Origin of the sequence: Niastella populi, assembly GCF_002078015.1 — a bacterium.
Taxonomy (GTDB): Bacteria; Bacteroidota; Bacteroidia; order Chitinophagales; family Chitinophagaceae; genus Niastella; species Niastella populi.
This window is the reverse complement of sequence record NZ_LWBP01000095.1, coordinates 1-953: the sequence shown is the minus strand read 5'-3', so window position 1 is coordinate 953 and position 953 is coordinate 1. Positions and strand designations below refer to the sequence as shown.

The 953-nt window shown below is 56.7% G+C and carries 1 protein-coding gene; it reads left to right on the top strand.

The annotated features are described in order from the left end of the window. On the top strand, nt 1-953 hold a 953-nt coding region (locus A4R26_RS10010), incomplete at both ends, for a SpoIID/LytB domain-containing protein (protein WP_133054613.1).

Below are 953 nucleotides of genomic sequence, written 5' to 3'. Positions count from 1 at the left end.
GCCGGTGCTGTTGCGCCCGGGGCAACACCTGCTACTATTTCAATACAAAGTTCAAAAGCCGGGTACATCACCAACAGCATACAGAACCTGTATACCATTCCCGATACGTATGAAATGCAGATCGCATTGACGGCAACGGCTTCACCGCGTTCACTATTAATACCGGCTGGCGGCGACCGCCTTGTTCGCCGTCATGGTTTGTTCGATAAAACCATTGCCGAACAGCTGGAGTTCAGCCGGCCCGTATTCACCAAAACGGCAGCCCGCGAGGAAGCAAGCGCCACTACACTGGCCGCTCTTGCAGTACCTGCGGTGATACGCGTTGCCACCAGTTGCGCATGCGCTACCTGCAGCAGTCCGCGCGTACAGGTAATGAGCCTTGAAGCCTATGTTCAAACCGGTGTCGACGATGAGTGGGTGAGCAGTTGGAATGCCGCTTCCTTACAGGCAGGCACAGTGGCCTACCGCAGCCGCGGCGCATGGTTCGTACAGAACCCCGTTGCCCAGAATTATGATCTTTCTGCAGCGGCCTGCCACCAGACCTGGCAAACCGACCGCGCTACCAGCGTGAAGAATGCGGCCATTGCAACAGCAGGTATGGTGCTGGTAAAGAACGGGGTTATTTATAAAGCCGAATACTGCGCCGAATCGAACAACGCAGGTTGCGGCGATGGCTTTAGCGGAACCGGCACCGATTACCCCTGTATTGCCGATGCCCGTTGCGTGGGCCGTACAAAGAGCGGTGCAGGCCGCGGCATGTGCCAGTGGGGCTCCAGCTTCTGGGGAACCGACCAAACCTATACCTGGATATTGAACCATTATTACAATCCTGATGGCGCAGCCATCCCTGCCACCATCGCCGGCGGTACCAACGATAGCCGCATCACTGATGACGGCACATTGAAAGTGGCGCCCAACCCGGCCAGCGGCGGTTCTATCACCATTGAATATAC